Consider the following 20,784-nt stretch of genomic DNA (forward strand, 5'->3'; position numbering starts at 1 on the left):
CTAGGGTGACTTACGAAGCAGCTGCAGATATCGGGATCGGGACGAAAGCCTCCATAGCAAAGTCAGCGGTCCTGGAGCGCTCCGCCGTGATCGACCTGGACGCCGTGCGGCACAACGTTCGTCAGTTCGTGGGCATTGCCTCCCCGGCCGCTGTGATGGCTGTGGTGAAGGCGGACGCCTATGGGCACGGTGCCGTACAGGTGGCACGGGCAGCCCTCGACGCCGGAGCTGCCTGGCTGGGTGTCGCCCACATTTCCGAGGCGCTCGCCTTGCGCGCTGCCGGAGTCGAGGCCCCGCTCCTCGCCTGGTTGCACACCCGCGAAAGCAACTTCCAAGCGGCAGTCGCCGCCGGCATCGACGTCGGGATTTCCGGTTGGGAGCTCGAAGCGGTAGTGGCCGCAGCGCGGGAACAGGAGCGACCCGCGCGTGTGCATCTCAAAGTGGACACAGGACTAGGCCGGAATGGCTGCACCATTGCGGACTGGGACCAGCTGTTGGGACAGGCCATGGACTACCAGGATCAGGGCCTCCTGCGGGTGGTGGGTATCTTCTCGCACCTGGCCGTTGCAGACGAGCCGCAACGCCCCGAAACGGACCATCAACTGGCCGTCTTCCGCGAGGCAATCGCCATGGCCGAGGACGCCGGCGTTGACACCGAGGTTCGGCACATAGCCAACACACCGGCGGCTTTGTCCCGGCCCGACTCGCACTTCGACCTTGTCCGCGTAGGCCTCGGGGTGTACGGACTCTCGCCCTTCGAAGGGGCCACATCTGCCGAATTGGGCCTGCATCCCGCCATGACTGTCCGGACTCTCCTGTCCAACTGCAAAAAAGTACCCGAAGGCCAAGGCGTCTCTTACGGACTCAATTACCGGACCAGCGAGGAAAGCACACTGGGCCTGGTGCCGCTGGGCTATGCGGACGGTGTCCCCAGGGTCGCCACCGGGGGTCCCGTGCGGGTGAACGGCCACAATTACCCGGTAGTGGGCAGGATTGCCATGGACCAGATGGTCATTGATCTGGGGCCCCTGTCCCCGGAGGAGGCGGCAGGCCTCAAGGGTGCCGAGGCTATCATGTTTGGTAATGGAGCAGACGGTGGCCCCACCGCCGATGATTGGGCGGCCGCAGCAGGAACCAACAACTACGAAATCGTGACGCGCATCAGCCCCCGGGTCCCTCGCAGCTACGTCAACGAAATGCCTTCCGTGCCAGAGGCACCTGCGGCTGTCGCCGGCAAAGCGGAATCGGCAACGCTGTGAGCGACGCCCAGTGGGAGCGCACGCTCACAGTCACGACGGCGGAACAGACACACGCGCTCGCAGCGGCTGTGGGCGAGGTGCTTGAGGCCGGGGATCTCCTGGTCCTGACAGGCGAGCTGGGTGCGGGCAAGACCACGTTCACCCAGGGACTTGGCGAAGGCCTGGGGGTGCGTGCAGGCATCATTTCGCCAACGTTTGTCCTGGTACGGATCCACCCAAATCTCCCGGATGGCCCCAGGCCCGGTGGTCCGGACCTGGTCCATGTTGATGCTTACCGGCTGGACTCGGCAGCGGAGATCGACGACATCGATCTTGAGAACACCATGGATACAGCGGTCACCGTGGTGGAGTGGGGCAGGGACCGGGTGGAGCATCTCTCTGACAGCCGTCTGGAGGTTGACCTGCACCGGTCCGTTGGCGGGGCAGCCGCTGCGCCCACTACGGACGGGGACGTTATGGACTTCGACACCGATGACGACGACGAGCCCCGCATCATTGTTTTCCGTGGATTCGGTCCCCGCTGGGCCGAAGCGCCGCAGGTCCTTGAAACTACATCACCTGTGGAAGGTCTCTAATGCTGATCCTGGCCATTGATACGTCGGCGGTTGCCAGTGCGGCGCTGATTTCGGACGATGCCATGGAGTCCGTGGTGGAATCTTTCGCCACGGAGGATACCCGCAGCCACGCAGAAGTCCTCGCTCCCGGGATCGCAAAGCTTTTGGCCGGTGCCGGTGTCACCGGCGCTGACATTGACGCGATCGTCACGGGTGTGGGGCCTGGCCCGTTCACCGGGCTCCGTTCGGGCATTGCGACGGCCCGCACCCTCGCCTACGTTTGGAACAAGCCGTTGTATGGGCTGATGAGCCTGGACGCCATTGCCTTGGAAGTTGCGGAGTCAACGGCCGCGACACCCGAGTTCCTTATAGCCACGGATGCCCGACGCAAAGAGGTTTACTGGGCCCGTTATGCGCTGGCTGAGGGCCAGCTTCCGGAACTCGTGGACGGCCCTCATGTGGGTTTCGCCTCCGAGCTCCCGGACTTGCCGGTGTTTGGGGCGGGTGCAGGTTTGTACGCCGATGTCCTCACTGCGGACGTTGACTTCGCTCAGACCCAGCCGGACGCGGCCTCGCTGGGCCAGTTCGCTTTGGCAAAGCTCACGGCCGGTCAGACCTTGCTGGACTCTACACCGTTGTATCTGCGCGAATCCGATGCCCAGGTGCCTGGACCCAGGAAGCGTGCGCTGTGACCGAAAGGAAATTCTCACCCAAGCTGGAACTCGCCGGTCTTTCCCTGCGGGACATGACCGAGGCTGATATCCCGGCAGTGGAGACGTTGGAGCGCCGGTTGTTCCCCGTGGATGCCTGGCCGTTGCAGATGTTCTTCGACGAATTGGCCCAGCCGGAGACCCGGCGCTATGTGGTGGCGGAGGTTTCCGGGGAGATCGTGGCCTACGCCGGGTTGATGTGTATTGAGCCGATCGCGGACGTCCAGACGATCGCCGTCGTGCCTGAATTCGAGGGCAAGGGCATCGGTTCGGCTGTCCTGACTGAACTGATTGATGAAGCGCGTCGCCGCCGTGCGGCAGACGTCCTGCTGGAAGTCCGGGCGGACAACCCCCGCGCCCAGCAGCTGTACTTGCGGTTCGGCTTTGAGCAGATCCACGTGCGTCCCCGCTATTACCGGGACGGCACGGACGCCCTGATCATGCGTCTTGAACTGAACAAACCACAGTCCCACGAAGGAGCCACGGCGTGAGCGGGCAGTATCCGGAACAGTCACAGCAGCAGCCGTTGGTGCTGGGCATCGAGTCTTCCTGCGATGAGACCGGCGTGGGGATCGTGCGGGGGACCACCCTCTTGACCAACACCGTGTCCTCGTCCATGGATGAGCATGTCCGCTTCGGCGGTGTCATCCCGGAGATCGCGTCGCGCGCGCACCTGGACGCTTTTGTGCCCACTTTGCAGGAGTCGCTGCATGAAGCCGGTGTCACCTTGGACGAGATTGATGCCATTGCCGTGACATCCGGTCCCGGCTTGGCAGGTGCGCTCATGGTAGGCGTCTGTGCTGCCAAGGCGCTGGCTGTGGCCACGGGAAAACCGCTGTACGCCATCAACCATCTGGTGGCGCATGTGGGCGTGGGACTCCTGAACGGACGTCAAGGAACTGAGGGAAAGAACGACGCCGGTGCTGCCGCCGGCTTGGGAGCCGGCAAGCTGCCGGAGAACCTCGGAGCCCTCCTGGTCTCGGGCGGGCATACGGAAATCCTGCGCATCCGCAGCATCACGGACGACGTCGAGCTTCTCGGTTCAACCATTGACGACGCCGCCGGCGAAGCCTACGACAAAGTGGCCCGCATCCTTGGCCTCGGGTATCCCGGTGGCCCGGCCATCGACAAATTGGCGCGTCAAGGTAACCCCAAATCCATCCGCTTCCCTCGCGGCCTGACGCAGCCCAAGTACATGGGTACTGCGGAGGAAAAGGGCCCGCACCGCTATGACTGGTCTTTCAGCGGCCTGAAAACAGCGGTGGCCCGGTGCGTTGAGCAGTTCGAAGCCCGTGGCGAAGAAGTCCCCGTGGCGGACATTGCCGCAGCGTTCCAGGAAGCCGTGGTGGACGTCATCAGTTCCAAAGCAGTCCTGGCCTGCAAAGAGCATGGCATCACGGACGTCTTGCTTGGTGGGGGAGTAGCAGCGAACTCTCGGCTTCGGGAACTGACCGGGCAGCGGTGTACTTCCGCCGGAATCAAGCTCCATGTCCCGCCGCTGGACCTGTGCACGGATAACGGCGCCATGGTTGCGGCGCTCGGTGCCCAGCTGATCATGGCCGGCATCGGCCCCAGCGGAGTCTCCTTCGCGCCGGATTCCTCCATGCCGGTGACCACGGTGTCAGTGCCCGCCTGAGCTTCAGACTCAGGCAAACAGGGAACTAGGCGTCAGGTCCTTTGCGCATTTGGTGCACGAGGTCCATGACCACTGCCTGCAGGTCACCGTTGTGTTCGGCGGCGACGCGGCGCTGGCGCTGGTAGCTTGCCCCACGCTCAATGATCTTCAGGACGTCTGCCAATTCTTCGGAGCAGCCGAGCTTTGCTGCCACGGGCTCAAGCCGTGCGACGGTCTCCGTGAGGTGCTCTGTGACAAGCTGCTCGTTGCCTTCGGCGTCGAGGATGATGATGGCTTCCATGCCGTAACGCGCGGCCCGCCATTTATTCTCCTGCACATGCCAGGGCGGCATGGTGGGGATGCTGCCGCCTGCATCAAGGATGGAGGAGAACTCGTCCACCAGGCATTGGGTCAGCGCGGCAATGGCTCCTACTTCTTCAAGAGTGGCCAGCCCGTCGCAGATGCGCATCTCGATGGTCCCAAGGTTGGCCACCGGGCGGATGTCCCAGCGGATTTCTGAGGTCGCATCGATGACGCCGGTGGTGAACATGTCCTGGACATAGGACTCGTACGCCTCCCACGTGTCGAATTGGAAGGGGAGGCCTGCGGTGGGAAGCTGCTGGAACATGAGCGCACGCTGGGAGGCGTAGCCGGTCTCTTCTCCGGCCCAGTAAGGGCTTGAGGCGGACAGGGCTTGGAAGTGCGGGAAGTAGTTGACCAGCCCGTCCAGGATGGGAAGGACCTTTTCCTTGCGGTCGATGCCCACGTGGACGTGAACACCGTAGATCACCATTTGGCGTCCCCACCATTGGGTCCGCTCAATGAGCTTGGCATAACGCTCCTTGTCCGTGACGGGCTGGAGCAGGGGAGGGCTGAAGGGGTGGCTGCCTGCGCAGAAGACTTCCACGCCCATGGGATCGGTGACTTCACGCACGGCGGCCAGGGAGCGGCTGAGGTCTTCCTTGGCGTCTTTGACTGTTTCGCAGATCCCGGTGACCAGTTCCACCGTATTGAGGAGCAGTTCGCGCTTGATATGGGGGTGTTCGTCGTCCTCGTTGAGGTCGGGGTGGTTCGCGGCGACGCCTTTGAGGACGTCGTTGGCCACTGATACCAGTTCCCCGGTGCGTTTATTGACGAGCGCCAACTCCCATTCCACACCCAGTGTCGATTGCCTGGATGGCGCAAAATCAATCTGCACGTAGTCCCCTCATTTGTCTTGTCTCAGCCGGACACGGTTCCCCGCTGTGGGGCCGCCAGCGGTCGGAACAAGTCTAATGCAGCTGGAACGCAGGTTTCTGCTGTGGTCTTGCGAGGGGGAAAGTCCCGTCATTTGCTATTGAGAATGCTTCTCAATAGAATCGCTGCATGCATCTCATAGTTGTCAGTTCCTTGGACACCCAATGCCGCGAGTCCGCCGCTGCCCGGCTCGGCCAAACCCACGCCAATTCCGTGGTGGTCCTTCACGATCTCCTTGATGGCTCGATGGTCCTGCGGCGGGTATACCGGAACGGCCAGTTGTTCGAGCGCGAAACCACAGTTCTGGAGCATGGTTGCCTCAGCTGCACTGTCAGATTGGATGTAGTCCCGACGGCGGAACGTCTCGCCTCCTGCGGTTTCGACCATGTAGTGCTGGGCCTCCCTCCCGGCGTTGCGGCCGGCATGGCCGTTGGCGAGCTTCGGCGTGGCCTGAGCCGCCCTGCGGTGATAGACAACGCCGTACTGGCTTTGGACCCTGCGGACTTGGATGACCATATTTGGGACCGTCACACGCTGTTCGAGTCCGGGTTTACGTCCATGCCCACAGATGAGCGAACCAGCGGAGAATTCCTGATCGGCGAGTTCGGGCAGGTGGATACGGTGATGGTGCACCCCGGCCTGGGTGCAGTGCTGAGCGGCGAACCTCGCGAAGGCACTTCGCAGTGGCAGTTGGGTGTCCAGTTGCTTGGCCAGTTGGCGTCCCACGCAGGCGTCATTGGCGCCGCTGACGCCTACAGGCCGGGATGCTTCGACGACGCTGAAGCGGCGGCACGCAACCGTCCCGGCGTCGTGCGTGTGCCCGTCAGCGATGGGGGTGGGTCCTACCGGACGGTGCTCCACAAAGTGGGTCGGCCGCTGCATCCGGGACGCTTCCGCGAAGCCCTGCCCCAACTGGCCGCCGGAACGCACTGGCTGCGAGGCCGCCTCTGGATCGCATCAGCGCCGAAAACAAGGATCGCCGTCCAAGGTATTGGGCCTAGGGTCTGGCTCGAAAGTACCGGGAAATGGCTGGCGGACTCGGCCGAACCTGGCCAGGCGCACCCCGGAAAGGCGGGTGCCGACGTCGACTCTGTCCTGGACTGGCATCCCAGCCGCGGCGACCGTGGAACTGTGCTGGCGATCACCGGCCTTTCGGAGGACATCGACGCCCGGGAATTTCGCGGGCTCCTGGACGGTTGCCAACTCACCCAAGCTGAAATGCAGCAGGATTTCGGCGTGTGGGACGACCCCCTGGAACTCAGCGACGCCCTTTAAAACAAACACCCAACCAAAGGAGAAACACCATGAAGGTCAGGAATTCGCTGCGTGCCCTCAAGAAGATCCCCGGCGCCCAGATTGTGCGCAGGCGCGGGCGTACCTTCGTCATCAACAAGAACAATCCGCGGATGAAGGCGCGGCAAGGCTAACCGCACGTCGGTGATAAAGGGGCGTGTTTAATGGGGGAATGCCAATCCTGAACAAAGACATGTCCCTGTGCATTTCGCTTGCGGCCCGGCCCAGCAATATCGGCACCCGGTTCCACAATTATTTGTACGATCTGCTCGGCCTGAACTTTGTCTACAAAGCATTCGCCCCTGCGGACATCACCCTTGCAGTGGCTGGCATCCGCGGCCTCCCGATCCGGGGCGCCGCGGTTTCCATGCCGTACAAGGAAGCCGTCATCCCGTTGGTTGACGTGATGGATCCGTCGGCCAAGGCCATTGATTCGGTGAACACCATCGTCAACGACAATGGCGTGCTGACTGCCTACAACACGGACTACATCGCCATTGCCCGGCTGCTAAAGGACCACCAGGTTCCCAGCAGCCACAGCGTGCTCCTCCGCGGTGCAGGCGGTATGGCCAAGGCCGTAGCCGCAGCACTTCGGGACGCCGGGTTCACCGCCGTCACCATCGTGGCCCGCAACGAGGACACCGGCCGTGCACTGGCAGATCTTTACGGCTTCGCCTGGCAGGATGACGTCAACGGCTCCACAGCTGATCTCATCATCAACGTCACGCCGTTGGGAATGGCAGGTGCGGACGAAACAGCGCAGTCCTTCGACGACGCCACGATTGCCGCGGCGCAAGTAGTGTTTGACGTCGTGGCTTTGCCGTCCGAGACGCCACTTATCAGTGCTGCCCGGAAAGCGGACAAGAAGGTGATCACAGGCGCTGAAGTTATTGCCATCCAAGCCGAGGAACAATTTGTCCTCTACACCGGCGTGCGCCCTAGCCCTGAGCAGGTCCGCGAAGCCTCGGAGTTTTCACGTCGCTGACTGCCGGGTGCCGCTGACTGCTAGCCCGTCACCGGTTCCACCACAACAGCCACTCTCTCCTCGCCGATCCTGGTGAGGACCAGGGTGGCTGTTTTCGTCCTAAGGGACTTATCCGGTTTGGCGGGCAGCAACTGCTTCCGGAGTTCCTCGGGAGTGACAGCCGTGCCGCGCTTTTTGATGTCCAGCACAGTGATTCCGTTGGCCTTGACCCAGGCCTTGAGGGCCTTGACGTTATAGGGCATCACCTCAAGAACCTTGTAGGCACGGGCGAAGGGAGTGTCGTGCAGCGCAGGCGCGCAGATGTAGGCAATGTGCTCGTCCACCAGGTGCCCGCCCAGCCGTTCGGCGACGTCGGCCACCAGTCCTGCGCGGATCACCGCACCATCGGGTTCGTAGAGGAAACCTTCTACAGGCCCGACGGCGGCTACCGGGCCGCCGTCGAAATCCGTGCCGCTGGTGATCTCAGCGGCGCCTTGGCCGCCAATCACCAGCGCGGCGCGACGCACGCCGGGGCGGGACACTGCGTTGAACCACAGGGTCACTTCGGTGACGTCGCCGCCTACCGAAACCCACTGGGCTTCGCAGCCTGAAGGCACGGACTCATGCGGGATGCCGGGACCCATCTTGACGCCGATGGCGCGGCCGGTAGCCGCCAGGCGTTCCACGAAGGACAACGGGGGAGAGAAGGCTTCAGGGTCCCAGATCCGTTTGGTTCCGGAGGTGGACGTGGTTCGCCGGGCGGGATCCAGCCATACGCCGTCCACCCCGTCCAATTCCACGGTTGTTGCGTCGGAGTGCACCACGGTGGCATGCGGGAAGGGCATGAGATTGATGGTGGCGCAGGCGGCGGTGGTTTCATCCATCTCAACCGCGGTCACGGAAATGTCCATTGACGCCATCGCCATGGAGTCGGCGCCAAGGCCGCAGCCCAGGTCTGCAACGTGCGAGATGCCGGCCTTCGCGAAGCGCTCGGCGTGACGGGCTGCGACGTTCAATCGCGTTGCCTGCTCCAAGCCGGCTTGGGTAAAGAGCATCTGCCGGGCAAACTCGCCGAACTTTGCCTCTGCGCGCGTCCGCAGCCTGGATTGCGTGAGGACCGCAGCTACCAGCTCCGGGGAGTGACCCGCTTTGCGGAGGTCTGCGTTGACGCTGAAGGAATCGGCCTCCCGATAGGGTCCCAGTGAGGCAAGAAGTTCCCATCCTTCAGTAGTCAGCAAGGGTGCGATCTGTTCCTGCGGTGCGTGAGGCATGGAATCAAGCCTAACGGCGCGGCGCTTGACAGCGTGACCGGCGAATCAGCCGGATAGGGTTGTTTTCATGGAAGACAACGCAGCACCGCACCCCTCCCTGACGAAGATTGCGCGCCCCGCCCTGATAGCGGGGGTCGTGATCGCGGTGGTCTGCATCGGCCTGCTGATCATTATCTTCGCGTTGGATTCCTTCAATGCGGCTACTTACTCGGTGGCCGGCAAGAGCGTCAATGACGCCACCGATGAAGCGCGGGGCATCCGCGAACTTTACAGCGGCGCCCGGACCGGTGGGATTATCACGCTGGTGATCTCCGGCATCGTGGCTATAGCCGCCGCCGTGGTGCTGTACCTGAACCGCGGCAATGCTCCGCTGGATGAGGATGACGACGGCGAAGACTACGATCTGGACGACCTGACGGGCAGGTAAGGGACGTTCACCCATGACGAAATGCTGGCACTCACCTTGACCGAGTGCTAACGCTTACATAGAGTCTTGTTAGCACTCTCCCCCGGAGGGTGCTAATCACGCCAAGCGTCTTCCGGCACCGCGACGACGGATGTACGCTCCGGCACCCTAGTTCTTAGTCCATGAATCAGCTCATGAAAAGGAGAGTCCGAGTGTCGGTCTCGATTAAGCCTCTTGAGGATCGTATTGTTGTTCGCCCGCTCGAAGCAGAGCAGACCACGGCTTCCGGCCTGGTCATTCCGGACTCCGCACAGGAGAAGCCGCAGGAAGGCGAAGTTGTTGCAATCGGCCCCGGCCGCTTCGATGACAACGGAAACCGCGTACCGGTTGACGTAGCTGTTGGCGACGTCGTCATCTACTCCAAGTACGGTGGAACCGAAGTCAAGACCGGCGGCAACGAGTACCTCGTTCTGTCCGCCCGCGACGTCCTTGCGATCGTCGTAAAGTAACTTCCCGGAGCCCCGCACCGCCGTCGAGTTGGAATGATTCCAGCCGCCAGCGGTGCGGGTTTTCTGTCTTGAAAGGACACAACCATGGCAAAGCAGCTTGCTTTTAACGATGCTGCCCGCCGGTCTCTTGAGGCCGGTATCGACAAGCTCGCCAACACTGTCAAGGTGACGCTTGGTCCGCGCGGCCGCAACGTCGTGCTGGACAAGAAGTGGGGCGCACCAACCATCACCAACGATGGCGTAACCATCGCCCGTGAAGTTGAGCTTGATGACCCCTACGAGAACCTTGGCGCACAGCTGGCCAAGGAAGTAGCCACCAAGACCAACGATGTTGCCGGCGACGGCACCACCACGGCCACCGTGCTGGCACAGGCCCTGGTCAAGGAAGGCCTGCGCAACGTGGCTGCCGGCGCCGCTCCGGGCGAGATCAAGCGCGGCATCGAGGTTTCCGTTGAAGCAGTAGCCGCCCGCCTCCTGGAGAATGCCCGCGAAGTCGAAGGCACCCAGGTTGCCAGCGTCGCAGCCATCTCCGCACAGAGCGACGAGGTTGGCGAACTGCTGGCCGAAGCGTTCGGCAAGGTTGGCAAGGATGGTGTCATCACCATTGAAGAATCCTCCACCACCCAGACCGAACTGGTCCTCACCGAGGGCATGCAGTTCGACAAGGGCTACCTGTCCCCGTACTTCGTCACCGACGCTGAGCGCCAGGAAGCCGTCCTCGAGGACGCCCTCATCCTGATCAACCAGGGCAAGATTTCCTCGCTGCAGGACTTCCTTCCGCTGCTGGAGAAGGCCCTGCAGGCAAACAAGCCGCTCTTCATCATTGCTGAAGACATTGAAGGCGAAGCCCTGTCCACGCTGATCGTCAACCGCATCCGCGGCACGCTCAACGTTGTTGCCGTCAAGGCTCCGGGCTTCGGCGACCGCCGCAAGGCCATGCTCCAGGACATCGCCACGCTGACGGGCGCCCAGGTTGTTTCCCCGGACCTTGGCCTGAGCCTGGACACCGTTGGCCTCGAGGTACTCGGTACCGCACGCCGCATCACAGTCACCAAGGACAACACCACCATTGTTGATGGTGCCGGTACGGCTGAGGACGTCGCTGACCGCGTTGCACAGCTGCGCGCCGAGCTTACCCGGACGGACTCCGACTGGGACAAGGAAAAGCTGCAGGAACGCCTGGCCAAGCTGGCCGGCGGCATCGGCGTGATTAAGGTTGGCGCAGCCACCGAGGTTGAGCTGAAGGAAAAGAAGCACCGCATCGAGGACGCTGTTTCCTCCACGCGTGCAGCCCTCGAAGAAGGCATCGTTTCCGGTGGCGGTTCCGCTCTCATCCACGCCCTCAAGGCACTGGACGAGTCCCCGGCCGTCAAGGCGCTGGAGGGTGACGCAGCAGCTGCTGTGGGCATCGTCCGCCGCGCCCTGGTCCAGCCGCTGCGCTGGATCGCCCAGAACGCTGGCTTCGACGGCTTCGTTGTTGTTGCCAAGGTTTCCGAGCTGGAAGCAAACCACGGCTTCAACGCCAAGTCCGGTGAGTACGAGGACCTGATCGCCGCTGGCGTGATCGACCCCGTGAAGGTCACCCGTTCGGCTCTCCGCAACGCCGCTTCCATCGCTGCCCTGGTTCTCACCACCGAGACCCTGGTTGCCGAAAAGCCGGCTGAGGAAGAAGACGCACACGCAGGCCACCAGCACTAACGGCCCTGTTTACCACAAGCCCCGGTCAAGATGACCGGGGCTTGTGGTGTTTCCGGAGGTGGTGTCTGGCCAGCGCGGCCAAGCTCTTGTGAGCGTACGACGGCGGCGGTAACCTGACGCTACTAGGGCGGCTTGGGTGCGTCATTCGGTCTGTTCCCGGTCGCAAGGTGAGCCATGACAGTTCCGGACACAGATTTGGATTTGGGACGCTCGGCCTTCCACGAGCGCCGTTGGCGCGATGCGCTTGAGTGCCTCACCCGCGCCGATTCAGAGGGCGGACTACCTCCGCAGGACATCGAATTGGCGGCATCTGTGGCGATGCTGCTTGGCTTGAATAGCCAAAGCATTGAGTACCTGACCCGGGCGCACGACGAATTCCTGACCATGGGAGACGCTGACAGCGCCGCGAGGTGTGCGGCCTGGCTTGTTATGTTCCTGATGGACATGGGAGAGCCGGCCCGTGGAAACGGGTGGTTGTCCCGTGCCAAGCACGTGCTGGAAGGTATGTCAGGTCCCTGTGCAGCCGAGGGATACCTCATGATTCCTGCGGCCCTCGGTTTGTTGCGCAGTGGAGCCCCGGCGGCTGGACAGGGTCTGTTCGCCAAAGCCTTGGAGCTGGGAACCTCCTTCCACGACAAAGACCTCCAGGCCTTGGGCCGGCTCGGTGTCGGCACCACCCGCGTTTCCCTCGGGCACGTGGAAGAAGGATTGCAGCTTTTGGATGAAGTGATGGTCTCTGTCACCTCAGGTGAGGTCTCGCCCATCCCCGCAGGGATCATCTACTGTGCAGTCTTGGGCAGTTGTCGTCTTTCCAACGATGTGCGCCGCGCCCACGAGTGGACTGCGGCCTTGGAGCGCTGGTGCGGGGATCGCCCGGACATGGTGATGTTCAGTGGACAATGCCAGGCTTACCGTGCCGAACTGTTGATACTTCACGGAGCGTGGGAAGAGGCCCTGTCGGTGGCGCGGGCCGCCGAAGGCAGGGTGCGGAAGGGCGACCCGGATGCCACGTTTGGATCCTGGTATCAACAGGGCGAAGTACTTCGCCTGCAAGGTTTCCTGGAGGAAGCGGGGAAAGCCTACGCCATAGCTGCCGGGACCGGATTCGAACCTGTTCCCGGCATCGCGCTGCTTGAGCTGGCCGAGCACAAAACGGCCCAGGCACAGGCCACCATGCGGCGGGCGATGGCAGGGGCCGACCCAGCCAATCGACGTCGCTTGCTGCCTGCCGTCGTCGAGGTTGAACTTGCCGCTGGCGACGCGGCTGCTGCCAGGCTCGCGCTGGACGAACTGTCCGAGCCTCTTCAGCAGGGCAGCCGTCCATTGGAGATGGCCCTGGTTGCCTATGCCGCTGCCCAGGTGCTGTTGGTCGAAGCCGAGCCCCAGGCCGCGCTTCGTGAGGCGAGAAGGGCGTGGCGGATCTGGTACAGCCTCGAAGCTCCCTATCAGGCCGCCCGGTGCAGGGTCCTTGCGGCGCGTGCGTGTGCCCTGTTGGGCGATCCCGATTCTGCCGCCATGGAGTTCGAGGCTGCCAAAGCCGAGTTGGAAGATCTTGGGGCGATGCCGGCAGTAGCAGAGGTCCTGGAACTCACCGGCGAGAAGAACAAAGGCAGCTCACCGCTGACTGACCGCGAGGTGGAAGTGCTCCGGCTGGTGGCCGGTGGGCACTCCAACCGAACCATCGCCCGGGAGCTTTACCTCAGTGAAAAGACAGTGGCCAGGCATGTGAGCAACATTCTTTCCAAACTCGCGGTGCCGTCCAGAGCGGCCGCGACCGGCTACGCCTTTGAGCACGGCCTGATTCGCTGAAAACCACTGCGAGTGGTCAGAAATACCCATCCCGCTGGAAATGAGTGGCTCACTTGACCGATGCGGACCCAGGCGCCGCGCTCATAGCGTGGCTCCTATCAGGTCACAGCAAAGATCAGTGATCCACTGCAAGCGAGATAGGAGACGATGATGTCCGTTCACCACAATCCAGAAGTTGACACCGTCATTGTGGGTGGCGGCCAGTCCGGGCTCGCGCTCGGGTACTGGTTGGCAAGGCAGGGCAGGAACTTCCTCATCCTGGACCAGCACCAGAGGCCAGGGGATGCTTGGCGTCAACGCTGGGACTCCTTGCGCCTCTTCACTCCGGCCAAGTATGACGGCCTTCCCGGCGCACCTTTCCCCGGCGACCCCTTGGCATTTCCCACCAAGGATCAGCTGGCTGACTACTTGGAAGACTATGTGCGCCGCTTTGAATTGCCTTACGTTGCCGGCGTACGCGTGGAGGACATCAGCTCTGAGGGTGAGGCTTTCGTGCTCCGGTCGGGAGACCGCGAATGGAGAAGCAGGAATGTGGTCATCGCCACAGGCGGTCACCGTATCCCCAAAGTTCCTGCCTTCGCGGGCGAACTGGATCCGGGCATCCTCCAACTGCACTCTCAGGATTACAAAAACCCCGGTCAGTTAAAGGAAGGCCCTGTCCTGGTGGTGGGCCTGGGCAATTCCGGTGCGGAGATTGCCCTTGAAGTTGCCCGCTCCCGGCCCACACTTCTTGCTGGCAAGCCCAGCGCCGAGATGCCTATGCGGCATGGCCGTGCAGCTGCACGTTTTGCCCTGCCGGTAGTCCGCTTCCTGGGCCTTTACGTCCTCAACCTCAATACCCCCATGGGACGAAAAGCGGCTCCCAAGTTCAAATCCATGGCGGCCCCGCTGATCCGCACCAAGAGCAAGGACCTGGCCGCTGCCGGTGTCCGCCTCCATCCCAGGTTGGCTGGTGTGCAGGACGGACTCCCGGTACTGGAAGACGGGACGCAGGTGGAGGCCGCGAACGTCATATGGTGCACTGGCTATCACGAGGATTACTCATGGGTGAACCTGCCGGCATTCGACAGTCACGGGGAACCACAGCAGACCAGGGGAGTGGCAGACAGCGTCCCGGGCCTGTACTTCCTTGGCCAGGAGTTCCTGTTCGCGGCAGCCTCGGCAACGCTGCCCGGTGCCTGCCGGGACGCCCGATACCTCGCCGGGCGGGTCACGGCGCCGCGTTCCAGCGGCCTCGTCAACGTGTAATAGCTCACGTCGTAGTGGGTTGTGCCGGGCGTCAAGGGTGAGGAGCGCCAGGAGTATCAGCACAGGTCACGCACAGGTTTGGGTGGCAGAATGTATGGCTGGACCTGTGCTGATGGGGCATCGAATGGCGGCCGGGAACACTCTCCCACATGGGTTGCGTGACTGAAAACGCGTAATATTGATGCTTTGTGCCACAGCTTTGAGGAACTGCCTACCGTGACGACGCCAACGATTCCAGCCCCTGCCCACCACGGTAGGCGGGCTTCCGGACCCGTTGCGAAATCCAAATTCCGACCCGAAATCCAAGGCCTTCGGTCCTTGGCTGTCCTTATGGTGGTGAGCTACCACATCTGGATCGGCAGGGTCTCCGGCGGCGTTGATGTCTTCCTTTTGATCTCCGCATTCCTTATGACTCTCCAGTTCACGGGCCGGTACAAACAAGGCCGTCCCATGGACCTTGTGCGGCACTGGCTGCACTTGTTCAGGCGTCTACTGCCCGCCGTCGTCGTGGTTCTTGTGTCAACTCTGGCAGCAACCTTTATTTTCCTGCCGGCCACGCGATGGTTCGAGATTGTCCAGCAAACCTGGGCGTCGCTGTTCTACTTCGAAAACAGGCTGCTGCAGGATCTGGCCGTGGACTATTACGCCACTGACCACAGCATGGCCAGTCCTGTGCAGCACTTCTGGTCGCTGTCCATCCAGGGTCAGGTATTCATTCTGTGGCCCGTCATTTTCGCCACTGCAGCGCTGGTGTGCCGACGCTTCGCCCTGCGATACCGGGCCACGTTGGTGTACGTCTTTGCCATCATCTTCCTGGTCTCGTTTGTCTACTCCATCATTTTCACGGCCAGCAATCAGGCAGTGGCATACTTCGATACCTTTGCCCGTTTGTGGGAGTTCGCCCTGGGCACGTTGGTGGCGTTGATTCTTCCCGCCCTGAACTTTTCCAAACCTGTCCGTATTGTCATGGGCTGGGTTGGTGTGGTGGCGATGCTCACGTGCGGCATCCTGCTGCAAGTACAAACGGCCTTCCCCGGATTCGTCGCCTTGTGGCCAACACTGGCTGCGGTGGCCGTTATTGCGGCCGGACAGACCGGAAGCCGTTTCGGTGTGGACCGGATACTGAGTTCCAAATTCCTGGTACGGCTCGGTGACAATTCGTACGCGCTCTACCTCTGGCACTGGCCCATCCTGGTGATTGCTTTGGCCTGGAGCGGAAAGGATCACGCTGGCTGGCTGTCCGGCACGGCAATCGTGGCGTTGTCGCTCATCCTGGCTTTTCTCACCACCAAATTCGTGGAGAAGCCGTTCCGCGAATGGAAATGGCCCGAGGTAAAGAGGCGCCGCTCGGTCATCGCGATCGTGGCCTGCCTGGCCGTGGTGTCCGCACCCCTGATGGCATTCCAATACCGCTTGGACCTGGACCAGCAAGCTGCGGAGGCGCGGATGGTCTTTGATAACCCCGGCGCGAAGGCCCTCCTGCCCGGGTACGTCAATGAAGCAGCTCCGAATGCGCTCACTCAACCAACCGCTGAAAGGATTGGGCGTGACTGGGCCAATCTGCCCAACGGATGCTCCGGTGACACGAAACCCGAATCACGGCTGCTGCAGGACAACTGCAAGCAGAACGGCGTGGGAGATGATGCCACCAAGACGGTCCTTGTTGTAGGCAACTCCCACTCCCAGCAATGGCTTGCTGCCATGGAAGTGCTGGCGGAGCAGCACCATTGGCGCCTCTACTCCTTGCTGTACGGGGCCTGCCCCTTTATGACTGAAGATCCCGAGTCCGAGCCGGGCTGCAACAAGTTCAACAGTGAAGTGCGCAGCCATATCCGGGAACAGGCGCCGGACGCCCTTTTCATGGTGGGTACGGCGGCTGTTTCCTCCTTGCCTGATGAAAGACTGACGCACGGATTCGAGGACCTCATTCCCGAGGTCACGGGGCTGGGCATCCACGTAGTGGCGGTGCGTGACAATCCGCGGTTTACCTACAGCCTGACGGATTGCACCCTTTCCAAGGGGGTGGACAGCCCGGATTGCCGCCCGCTCAAAGCTGACGTCCTGGCCGAACCCAGCCCCTTTGATGCGGTGACTGGCAAGTACCAGAACCTTTCCTTGCTGGATATGTCCGACCTGATGTGCCAAGGACTTTATTGCCCGCCGATCATCGGTAATACGTTCGTCTACCTGGATGACAACCACCTGACCAAAACCTACGTCAAGAGCATGGCAGGCATGTTGGATGAAAGGTGGTTTACCGCGACAGGGTGGCAGCGATGATGGAGAAGAGGCCCGCCGCACCGGCCGCTCCCGCAGAAAAGCCCGCGACCCGGGCCAAACCAGGCTTCCGGCCCGAAGTCCAGGGGCTGCGTGCCCTGGCTGTGCTGATGGTTGCGGCTTACCATATCTGGCTCGGTAAGGTTTCCGGCGGCGTGGACGTCTTCCTGCTGATTTCGGCTTTCCTTCTGACATTGTCCTTCACACGCAAGCTCGAAAGTCGCACGCCACTAAGGCTTGTGCGGCACTGGCTGCACGTGTTCAAGCGTCTGCTGCCCGCTGTCGTCGTTGTCCTGCTGGCGATCCTCGTCGGCACCTGGGCATTGATCCCGCAAAGCAGGTGGCCGGATGTCCTCACCGAGGCGTGGGCATCGCTGATGTATCGCCAAAACTGGCAGCTTGCCGCTTTCGCGGTTGACTACTACGCCCAGCAGCACGTGGACGCCAGCCCGCTCCAACATTTTTGGTCGTTATCCGTCCAAGGCCAGGTGTTTATTCTGTGGCCTTTGATTTTCGCCGGGGTCGGCCTTGCCCAGCCGCTGCTGGCCAGGCTGTTCCCGCAGCGGAAGGCCGTGGGCCACAGGCAACTGCTGTTCATCACCTTCGGTGCGGTCTTTCTGGCATCGCTCGTGTTCTCCGTGGAGCAGACCGCCACCAACCAGGCATACGCGTACTTTGATACCCGTGCCCGTCTGTGGGAGTTCGCCCTGGGTTCCCTGCTTGCCTTGGCGATTCCCTATCTGAAACCGGGACGCCGGCTCCGTGTCGTCCTGGGCTGGGCCGGTATTGCTGCGATGCTAGCGTGCGGGCTGGTGCTCCCCGTGGATCGTTCCTTCCCGGGTTTTGTGGCTCTCTGGCCAACCCTTGCAGCCGCGGCCGTGATCGTCGCCGGCCACAGCGGAAGCCGCTTTGGCGCAGACCGTCTCCTGAGTTCGCGCCCGCTGGTGGTGCTGGGGGACAACTCGTACGCCCTGTACCTGTGGCACTGGCCGGTGTTGGTGTTCTTCCTCCTGGCCTCCGGCACCAAGCAGCCGAGCCTCCTCCAGGGCTTGGGAATCATGGCGGTTTCCCTTCTCCTCGCGGTAGCCACCACGAGGTTCGTCGAACTTCCCCTGCGCAGCTGGAAGTGGCCGGACGTGCGGTCCTGGCGGGCCGCCGTCGTGATTGCTGCCTGCGGTGCGCTGCTGGCGCTACCTGTCACCGCCTGGCAAAGCGCCATCACCGCGGAAGCGGCAGCGATTGCCGATCAGCCTCACGAACTGACGCCCGGCGCGGCAGCGCTGGCCCCGGATTACGCAGGTAAGCCGAGCGAAGAAGCCCTGATCATCCCGGCGCCGGCGGCCATGAAGGACGAATGGGCCAACGTAGACGGCGCGTGCACAGGGGACAATGTGCCCACCGACCCCGTGTTGGAGGGATGCCTGCAGAATGAGGAACCCGAGGTAGTCACCAAACGAATTGTGGTGTTGGGTGACTCCCACTCCCAGCAGTACATGGCCGCACTTGGCCCGATTGCCAAGCAGCACGGCTGGGAAGTGGTCACGCTGCTCAAGGGTGGGTGCCGGTTTGGCGCGCAATCGCCGGAACGCCCGGAGTTCTGTAACGACTTCAATAAGGCGAGTTCTGCCTACGTTCTGGAACACAAACCCGACGCCGTGTTTACGGTGGCATCGCTGACGCACGTTGACGCGCCTTTCGAGACCGAAGTCCCCGGTTACCTTGAAGGCATCAAGCCGTTCACGGACCTGGGAATTGATGTGGTGGGTGTCCGGGACAACCCGCGATTCAGCTTTAACATGCCTGAGTGCGTCCAAAAAAAGGGCAAGGATTCTCCCGACTGCAACGTTCCGCTTGAAGAATCCTTGGCGGCTTCCTCACCCTTGGATGACTACGTCGGCAAGGTGGAAGGGCTCCATCTCATGGACATGAGCGACTTCATCTGCGAGCAAGGGACATGCCCGGCTGTTGTGGGGAACGTCTACGTCTACAAGGACGACAACCATCTTTCCAAGACCTACGTGCAGACCATGATTCCAATGTTTGAGGAGCGGCTGCTCGCCGCTACCGGCTGGTCCGCCAGCTAGGTTCGCTGTCCGGCGGTTTTAAACGCACGACGCCGGCCTGCCGCCAGTGCGATTGCTCACAGTCGGGCGTCGCGGAATATGGCGATAGGCGCGGAGGTTCTAGTATTTATCCAATACCTTCTGCGCAGGCAACTTCTGCACAGGTACCTCATGCACAGGCCAGTCCCGTAATGACGGGCTGGTCATCAGTTGCAACCCCTACCAGTTAAGCCCCCGGAAACCCAGGTAAGAGGCGCACACTCATGACCCAGCCCGAACACGATCCCTTTGGCTTTGTTGGCCTGACCTACGACGACGTCCTGTTGCTGCCCGGCCACACGGACGTCATCCCGTCCGACGCAGACACCTCGTCACGCATTTCCAGGCGCATCTCCGTCCAGACGCCCTTGCTTTCAGCAGCAATGGACACGGTGACCGAGTCGCGCATGGCCATTGCCATGGCCCGCCAAGGTGGTTTGGGCGTGGTTCACCGCAACCTTTCCATCGATGACCAGGCCGAGCACGTTGACCGCGTCAAGCGCAGTGAATCCGGCATGATCACCAACCCGCTGACCATTGGCCCGCAGGCAACGCTGCAAGAACTGGACGAGCTGTGTTCCCGCTACCGCGTGTCCGGCCTTCCCGTGGTGGACACGGACGGACGCCTCCTGGGCATTGTCACCAACCGCGATACCCGCTTCATCCCGGAATCGGAATTTCCGCTGCGTAGCGTCAGCGACGCCATGACCAAGATGCCCCTCATCACCGGTCATGTGGGCATCAGCCGTGAAGAAGCCTCGCACAAGCTTGCCACCAACAAGATCGAGAAGCTCCCGCTGGTTGACGAGCAAGGCCGCCTGATGGGCCTGATCACCACCAAGGACTTCACCAAGGCCGAACAGTACCCGTTGGCCACCAAGGATGACGAAGGCCGCCTCCGCGTGGGTGCCGCAATCGGCTTCTTCGGTGACGGCTGGGAACGCGCCATGAAGCTCATCGACGCCGGCGTGGACGCACTGTTCGTTGATACAGCCAACGGACACTCCCAGGGCGTGCTGGACATGATCCGCCGCCTGAAGTCCGATCCCATTGCTGCGCACGTGGACATCATCGGCGGCCAGGCTGCCACCCGGGAAGGTGCCCAGGCACTCATCGACGCCGGCGCTGACGGCATCAAGGTGGGCGTGGGTCCCGGATCCATCTGCACCACCCGCGTTGTTGCCGGTGTTGGCGTGCCGCAGATCACCGCTATCTACGAATCTGCCAAGGCCGCGATCCCGGCAGGAGTTCCGCTGATCGCCGACGGCGGCCTCCAGTACTCGGGCGACATTGGCAAAGCGCTGGTTGCCGGCGCAGACACCGTCATGCTGGGCTCGCTTCTGGCCGGTTGCGAGGAATCCCCGGGTGACCTGATTTTTGTCAACGGCAAGCAGTTTAAGAGCTACCGCGGCATGGGTTCGCTGGGAGCCATGCAGTCCCGCGGCAAGAACACCTCCTACTCCAAGGACCGCTACTTCCAAGCGGACGTTTCCGGCGACGACAAGCTCATCCCGGAAGGCATCGAGGGCCGTGTGGCCTACCGTGGTCCGCTGGCTTCGGTTGCTTACCAGCTGGTTGGTGGCCTCCGCCAGACCATGTTCTACACCGGCGCCCCCACCATCCCGGAACTGAAAGCACGCGGCAAGTTCGTCCGTATCACCCCGGCAGGACTCAAAGAGTCCCACCCGCATGACATCCAGATGACTGTTGAGGCACCCAACTACGGTTCCCGCTGATCCATCACCTGCATCAACAGTTGTTCCCCGTGGAAGTTTCCACGGGGAACAACTGTTTAACATGACGCGGCAGAATTGTCGGTCCCGAAGAATAGGC

General features: G+C 62.2%; 18 protein-coding genes. 16 read left to right on the top strand and 2 right to left on the bottom strand.

Annotated features, from left to right (window positions below):
- The first annotated feature begins 5 nt into the window (after positions 1-5).
- From alr to tsaD, 5 genes are read left to right on the top strand one after another with little or no spacing between them, the layout of a single operon-like run.
- A complete protein-coding gene (gene alr / locus MOD31_RS06595; protein WP_250820146.1) occupies positions 6-1,259 on the top strand; it encodes an alanine racemase in 1,254 nt (417 codons plus the stop codon).
- On the top strand, positions 1,256-1,834 hold the full coding sequence (tsaE, locus tag MOD31_RS06600; RefSeq protein ID WP_250820147.1) for a tRNA (adenosine(37)-N6)-threonylcarbamoyltransferase complex ATPase subunit type 1 TsaE: 579 nt from the start codon (positions 1,256-1,258) through the stop codon (positions 1,832-1,834). The genes alr and tsaE overlap by 4 nt, the downstream gene beginning before the upstream one ends.
- Positions 1,834-2,505 (top strand): tRNA (adenosine(37)-N6)-threonylcarbamoyltransferase complex dimerization subunit type 1 TsaB, encoded by a 672-nt coding sequence (gene tsaB, locus MOD31_RS06605; protein ID WP_142938406.1) that lies wholly within the window; start codon positions 1,834-1,836, stop codon positions 2,503-2,505. Before tsaE ends, tsaB begins: the two co-directional genes overlap by 1 nt.
- A gap of 53 nt (positions 2,506-2,558) precedes the next feature.
- A complete protein-coding gene (gene rimI / locus MOD31_RS06610) occupies positions 2,559-3,014 on the top strand; it encodes a ribosomal protein S18-alanine N-acetyltransferase (RefSeq protein ID WP_166840869.1) in 456 nt (151 codons plus the stop codon).
- Positions 3,011-4,159: a tRNA (adenosine(37)-N6)-threonylcarbamoyltransferase complex transferase subunit TsaD gene (gene tsaD, locus MOD31_RS06615; RefSeq protein ID WP_250820148.1), complete on the top strand. Its 1,149-nt coding sequence runs from the start codon at positions 3,011-3,013 to the stop codon at positions 4,157-4,159. The genes rimI and tsaD overlap by 4 nt, the downstream gene beginning before the upstream one ends.
- Before the next feature lie 25 nt (positions 4,160-4,184).
- Here tsaD and MOD31_RS06620 read toward each other — a convergent pair whose 3' ends face one another.
- Positions 4,185-5,336, bottom strand: coding sequence for a glutamate--cysteine ligase (locus MOD31_RS06620; RefSeq protein ID WP_250820149.1), 1,152 nt, complete (start codon positions 5,334-5,336; stop codon positions 4,185-4,187).
- Between the two features lie 167 nt (positions 5,337-5,503).
- Between MOD31_RS06620 and MOD31_RS06625 the strand changes: the two genes are divergently transcribed.
- Genes MOD31_RS06625 through MOD31_RS06635 form a run of 3 tightly spaced genes read left to right on the top strand, consistent with a single transcriptional unit; the run spans position 5,504 to position 7,652 of the window.
- Positions 5,504-6,649, top strand: a complete 1,146-nt coding sequence (locus MOD31_RS06625) for a GTP-binding protein (RefSeq protein WP_250820150.1) — start codon at positions 5,504-5,506, stop codon at positions 6,647-6,649.
- Positions 6,650-6,678: 29 nt separating this feature from the next.
- Entirely contained in the window at positions 6,679-6,801 is a 123-nt protein-coding gene (ykgO, locus tag MOD31_RS06630; RefSeq protein WP_011775528.1) for a type B 50S ribosomal protein L36, read from the top strand.
- A gap of 38 nt (positions 6,802-6,839) precedes the next feature.
- Positions 6,840-7,652, top strand: a complete 813-nt coding sequence (locus MOD31_RS06635; protein ID WP_142938411.1) for a shikimate 5-dehydrogenase — start codon at positions 6,840-6,842, stop codon at positions 7,650-7,652.
- A 20-nt stretch (positions 7,653-7,672) separates the two neighbouring features.
- Here MOD31_RS06635 and MOD31_RS06640 read toward each other — a convergent pair whose 3' ends face one another.
- Positions 7,673-8,902, bottom strand: coding sequence for a class I SAM-dependent methyltransferase (locus MOD31_RS06640; RefSeq protein WP_142938412.1), 1,230 nt, complete (start codon positions 8,900-8,902; stop codon positions 7,673-7,675).
- Positions 8,903-8,969: 67 nt separating this feature from the next.
- Here MOD31_RS06640 and MOD31_RS06645 point away from each other — a divergent pair, with 67 nt between their 5' ends.
- From MOD31_RS06645 to guaB, 8 genes are all read left to right on the top strand, one after another.
- Complete coding sequence (locus tag MOD31_RS06645) at positions 8,970-9,329, top strand: hypothetical protein (protein WP_250820151.1); 360 nt, start codon at positions 8,970-8,972, stop codon at positions 9,327-9,329.
- A 191-nt stretch (positions 9,330-9,520) separates the two neighbouring features.
- Positions 9,521-9,817 carry a co-chaperone GroES gene (groES, locus tag MOD31_RS06650; RefSeq protein ID WP_011775524.1) on the top strand — a complete coding sequence of 99 codons (297 nt, stop codon included), beginning with the start codon at positions 9,521-9,523 and terminating at the stop codon, positions 9,815-9,817.
- 84 nt (positions 9,818-9,901) lie between these two features.
- Positions 9,902-11,515 (top strand): chaperonin GroEL, encoded by a 1,614-nt coding sequence (gene groL, locus MOD31_RS06655; protein ID WP_062073085.1) that lies wholly within the window; start codon positions 9,902-9,904, stop codon positions 11,513-11,515.
- Positions 11,516-11,689: 174 nt separating this feature from the next.
- Positions 11,690-13,324, top strand: a complete 1,635-nt coding sequence (locus MOD31_RS06660) for a response regulator transcription factor (RefSeq protein ID WP_250820152.1) — start codon at positions 11,690-11,692, stop codon at positions 13,322-13,324.
- A 150-nt stretch (positions 13,325-13,474) separates the two neighbouring features.
- Entirely contained in the window at positions 13,475-14,572 is a 1,098-nt protein-coding gene (locus MOD31_RS06665) for an NAD(P)/FAD-dependent oxidoreductase (protein ID WP_250820153.1), read from the top strand.
- Positions 14,573-14,788: 216 nt separating this feature from the next.
- Positions 14,789-16,852, top strand: a complete 2,064-nt coding sequence (locus tag MOD31_RS06670) for an acyltransferase family protein (protein ID WP_308196353.1) — start codon at positions 14,789-14,791, stop codon at positions 16,850-16,852.
- Complete coding sequence (locus MOD31_RS06675; protein ID WP_250820154.1) at positions 16,849-18,933, top strand: acyltransferase family protein; 2,085 nt, start codon at positions 16,849-16,851, stop codon at positions 18,931-18,933. The genes MOD31_RS06670 and MOD31_RS06675 overlap by 4 nt, the downstream gene beginning before the upstream one ends.
- 242 nt (positions 18,934-19,175) lie before the next feature.
- Positions 19,176-20,687, top strand: coding sequence for an IMP dehydrogenase (gene guaB, locus MOD31_RS06680; RefSeq protein WP_142938418.1), 1,512 nt, complete (start codon positions 19,176-19,178; stop codon positions 20,685-20,687).
- The last annotated feature ends 97 nt before the right edge of the window (positions 20,688-20,784 follow it).

This window comes from Paenarthrobacter sp. TYUT067, from assembly GCF_023656375.1.
Lineage (GTDB): Bacteria > Actinomycetota > Actinomycetes > Actinomycetales > Micrococcaceae > Arthrobacter.

Bases quoted from the DNA above. Each gene is read 5' to 3' on its own strand.
- rimI (WP_166840869.1), top strand. From the start codon at position 2,559: ATGACCGAGGCTGATATCCCGGCAGTGGAGACGTTGGAGCGCCGGTTG.
- MOD31_RS06675 (WP_250820154.1), top strand. From the start codon at position 16,849: ATGATGGAGAAGAGGCCCGCCGCACCGGCCGCTCCCGCAGAAAAGCCC.
- MOD31_RS06640 (WP_142938412.1), bottom strand. From the start codon at position 8,902: ATGCCTCACGCACCGCAGGAACAGATCGCACCCTTGCTGACTACTGAA.
- MOD31_RS06635 (WP_142938411.1), top strand. From the start codon at position 6,840: ATGCCAATCCTGAACAAAGACATGTCCCTGTGCATTTCGCTTGCGGCC.
- groL (WP_062073085.1), top strand. From the start codon at position 9,902: ATGGCAAAGCAGCTTGCTTTTAACGATGCTGCCCGCCGGTCTCTTGAG.
- MOD31_RS06660 (WP_250820152.1), top strand. From the start codon at position 11,690: ATGACAGTTCCGGACACAGATTTGGATTTGGGACGCTCGGCCTTCCAC.
- ykgO (WP_011775528.1), top strand. From the start codon at position 6,679: ATGAAGGTCAGGAATTCGCTGCGTGCCCTCAAGAAGATCCCCGGCGCC.
- MOD31_RS06645 (WP_250820151.1), top strand. From the start codon at position 8,970: ATGGAAGACAACGCAGCACCGCACCCCTCCCTGACGAAGATTGCGCGC.
- MOD31_RS06625 (WP_250820150.1), top strand. From the start codon at position 5,504: ATGCATCTCATAGTTGTCAGTTCCTTGGACACCCAATGCCGCGAGTCC.
- MOD31_RS06665 (WP_250820153.1), top strand. From the start codon at position 13,475: ATGTCCGTTCACCACAATCCAGAAGTTGACACCGTCATTGTGGGTGGC.
- tsaB (WP_142938406.1), top strand. From the start codon at position 1,834: ATGCTGATCCTGGCCATTGATACGTCGGCGGTTGCCAGTGCGGCGCTG.
- guaB (WP_142938418.1), top strand. From the start codon at position 19,176: ATGACCCAGCCCGAACACGATCCCTTTGGCTTTGTTGGCCTGACCTAC.